Here is a 3214-nt window from a genome sequence, read left to right as displayed (position 1 = left end):
GAAGCAGGCAGGTCATAGTGGAACTCACCCGTTTCCGCATTCAGCGTCACCGTCTTGCCCTCCACAGTGAACGTCCAGGTCTTGCCGCCGTCAGTGCTGACACCTGCAACCTTTTCACCGCCGTTCACGGAAAGCTCGATCTTCGCGCCTTCGCCGTTGTCCGCGCCGAAGTCGAAGTTCACCGTACCGTCAATGCCTTCACCGTACGCGCCGGAGAACTCACCCACCGTCAAGGTCGGCACGTCGTCCACAATATCAAGCCGAACTTCGCCGCTGGCACTGTCGCCGTCCGTGTCCGTTACTGTGATAGTAAAGTTGTGTGAAATCTGCTCGTCGTTTCCGAGGCTCTTATCGTGAGTTGCCGCATCATCCAGAACAAAGGTATAGTCAAGGCGTCCAGTAGACTCATCGAAAGCAAACTCAAAATGCCCTCCATCCACAGTGACGGGATTCCCCGTCATCGCGCCATTCTCAAAAATGGTAACACCGCCAAAAACAATGGAAGCAACGCCATCGGGAGCGGTGATGAGCATATTCCCGGACGCTTCAGGGTGCGTTTCAGGAGTCCAATCCTTTTCCGAGACACTAAGAAAACTATTCCCGATACCGGGAGTACCGGGAGTAATGGTGACGGAATAGTCAACAGCAGAACTTTCATCCGTGCCAAAGGCTTCCAGATCGTCAAACGGGATGTTGCTGTCCGTCCAGCCCACATCCAGACCGTCAAGACGGTCAAGCCCGTCAAGAAGATCTGCGCTTGTGTACTCATGATAGCGGGCGCCGTTTCCCTGCCCCGCATTGGAAGCAGGACCGGCAGCAGGCATCAGGTCGGGTTCATTCATGGCCGCGAAGAAGTCCTGACCGGAAATCTCAACTCCCTCCACAGAGAAGGAAGGCATGTTCTCGCTGGAATAGGCCGTATAGAAATTTTCAAGCTGGAGACTGCTCCCGTCCTCGAATGTCAGGACAAGATTGTCTCCGGAACGGGACAGCGTGGCGGCATCCGTAGGAAAATCAAAAACAAAACGGGCCTGCGGTTCACAAACAATATTCTGGGATATACCCGCAGCGGGCTTTATAAGGCGCACATCAGGCATGGTTGTCTCCTGAAAAAAGAAGGAACTGGAAAAAGAACATGATTACACGCAAAAAGCCCTGCACCGGCAGTACACCGGACAGGGCTTATTCAGGCGGAGGAATGGAAGGAGGATTACGCCAAAAGGTAACGATTATGAGAGAGAGAGAGAGAGAGAGAGCATAAAAAAACCTGCTATATCAATTGGTTACTCGTATTCAATGAAGACACGACATGTCTTTCCACATACAAGTTCCAATACCAGCAGGAACAATACAGCCAAATACCAGTATGACTGTTTTGTTTAGGATAAATATTCTTTATGTTAAGTCAAGAAAAATGTGGTTACGCCACAGACATATCTGACCGCTGAAAAGAAGCAGAGAAAATATTCTTCGGGAATACATGGCGGCGTTGGCAACAGGAACCCCGTGGACGGATTTGAACAAAATTGGCGACTCGTATTTCATCAATAAAATATAGACAATATTCTAGTTAGTTATGATGAATGACTGAGAGATACAGCACGGCTGTGTGCCGGAAATCACGACCTGAAAGCTCACCATGCTTTCTCCAGTATATAACGATGTTCAAGGGATACCGCCCGACACTACTTACGCCAGGAACGCGGGACTTCATCCTCAACAACACTATACCATAGTCTCAAACGCTCCAGAAACAAAATTTCACTTTACCGAAACTGTTTAGGCGTAAGAGGAGAAATGTCGCTGATGTCCAACTTAAATTTAGTAGTATACTTGTCGTTTTTCCCTCGATTTACTCCATTGAAATAAAAATGCCGCCTGTAGAAAAGAATACAGGCGGCATTACATTTTACTGAAGATACAATTACATGAGCTTGGTATCGTCTTTTTTGAGCTGGTCAATAAACGCCTGCAACGACTCCGCATGGTATGCGGAAAGCGTCAATTTCCGCAGGGCGTTTGAATCAGATGAACTCGCAATATAGGAAGTCACGGATTGGGGGAGCGTGCCAAAACGGGCCTCCAGCAAATCCCGCAGGGCTAGTCCGAGTCCTCTGGTTTCCCCAATGGAGATACCTTCCGCCTTCCCAATCATTACCCCTTGCCGAATGTATTCATCTTTCCACTGAGCTGCACGTTCTTCCAACATGGCGTCCACCTCCCGCAAATCCTGAAATTCGGGAATTTCTTCTGTTATTCCATAGTGTTTAAGGACAACACGGCCCAACCATACTGTAAACGCCCGGCGTAAAGACAGATATTCAGACCCATGAAGCCGGGCGCCGAACCTATTCAGGCTCCTGCGCCCGCTCCAGTCTCAGGAGCTGCGCGACCAGGCCATTGCTTTTATCCAGTTCTTCTCCCGACACACGGCTTTCGTCCAGCAAAAAATGCCGATGTTGGGGACGATAATACTTCAAACTCTCCGGCATGGGAGCGAACAAGGCCGCCACTTCCTGAGGCGCTTTCCATGCCTTGCCCCCATTGTATATAACAATGGGAAACACCGGAGGCAACCCATCGTTTTCACATACTTTTCCCGTCTTGACGAGATCAAGCAGAAGCAGGGTCGTATAGGACAGCGTTCTCAGGGCCATCCAGTGGCCAGGCGTACTCTGGAACTCCAGAAGCAACGCCACATAGCACCAGGAACCTTTTTTCCAGCCGACACGCCAGACAATATCGTCATAGAGTTCCCGCAGGTCGTCCGTCACATAACTGCCCGAACAGCGTTCAAGCGTCGAAAAATCCAGGTCGGCGATGAAATCGGCAGACACGAAATCCCTCAACAATGATTCCACCATTTCGGGATTGCTGAAAAACTGCTTATACGCCGAATCATGCGGCATTCATTCTTTTTCCATGTGAATATTCTATCCGAGCAATGCCTGATGAAAATGTTGACCCCACGTTTTCTCTGTTATTTCCTCATGCTATGCTTCGCCCTATTTCATTCGTATGCGCTGCTCCTTTTCTTCCTTCCCTTCAATCTTCCCCTATAGTTCCCGATACCGCGCATTCCGTTCCAAGTTTCTGTCTCCTGCAGGGCCGAAGGCGCACGGTGGGGGTGGATGCAGCCGCAGAGCATTTTGTCGCCGTACTCCCTGTTCAGGCGTTCCGTGATGCGGTTGCCCACGTCCCGGTCAAATTCCGT

4 protein-coding genes and 1 pseudogene are annotated in these 3214 nt (G+C 50.1%); 1 reads left to right on the top strand and 4 read right to left on the bottom strand.

Features of this window, described 5'->3' with window-relative positions; all coding sequences use genetic code 11:
* Positions 1 to 1097 (bottom strand): annotated as a pseudogene (locus ACZM8Y_RS16745) (VWA domain-containing protein); the annotation flags it as partial.
* Between the two features lie 38 nt (positions 1098 to 1135).
* Between ACZM8Y_RS16745 and ACZM8Y_RS16740 the strand changes: the two are divergent.
* Complete coding sequence (locus ACZM8Y_RS16740; RefSeq protein WP_489501910.1) at positions 1136 to 1261, top strand: hypothetical protein; 126 nt, start codon at positions 1136 to 1138, stop codon at positions 1259 to 1261.
* A 663-nt stretch (positions 1262 to 1924) separates the two neighbouring features.
* On the opposite strand, the gene ACZM8Y_RS16735 is transcribed toward ACZM8Y_RS16740, so the two are convergent.
* The 3 genes from ACZM8Y_RS16735 to ACZM8Y_RS16725 form a co-directional block, all read right to left on the bottom strand.
* Positions 1925 to 2209 (bottom strand): hypothetical protein, encoded by a 285-nt coding sequence (locus ACZM8Y_RS16735; protein ID WP_489501909.1) that lies wholly within the window; start codon positions 2207 to 2209, stop codon positions 1925 to 1927.
* 139 nt (positions 2210 to 2348) lie between these two features.
* Positions 2349 to 2909 carry an Rpn family recombination-promoting nuclease/putative transposase gene (locus ACZM8Y_RS16730; protein WP_479859970.1) on the bottom strand — a complete coding sequence of 187 codons (561 nt, stop codon included), beginning with the start codon at positions 2907 to 2909 and terminating at the stop codon, positions 2349 to 2351.
* 101 nt (positions 2910 to 3010) lie between these two features.
* Positions 3011 to 3214: hypothetical protein (locus ACZM8Y_RS16725; RefSeq protein WP_489501908.1), on the bottom strand; the 204-nt coding region annotated here is incomplete at its 5' end.

The organism is Bilophila sp., assembly GCF_057864385.1.
The sequence above is the reverse complement of the archived record's forward strand: the minus strand, read 5'-3'. Positions and strand labels throughout refer to the sequence as shown.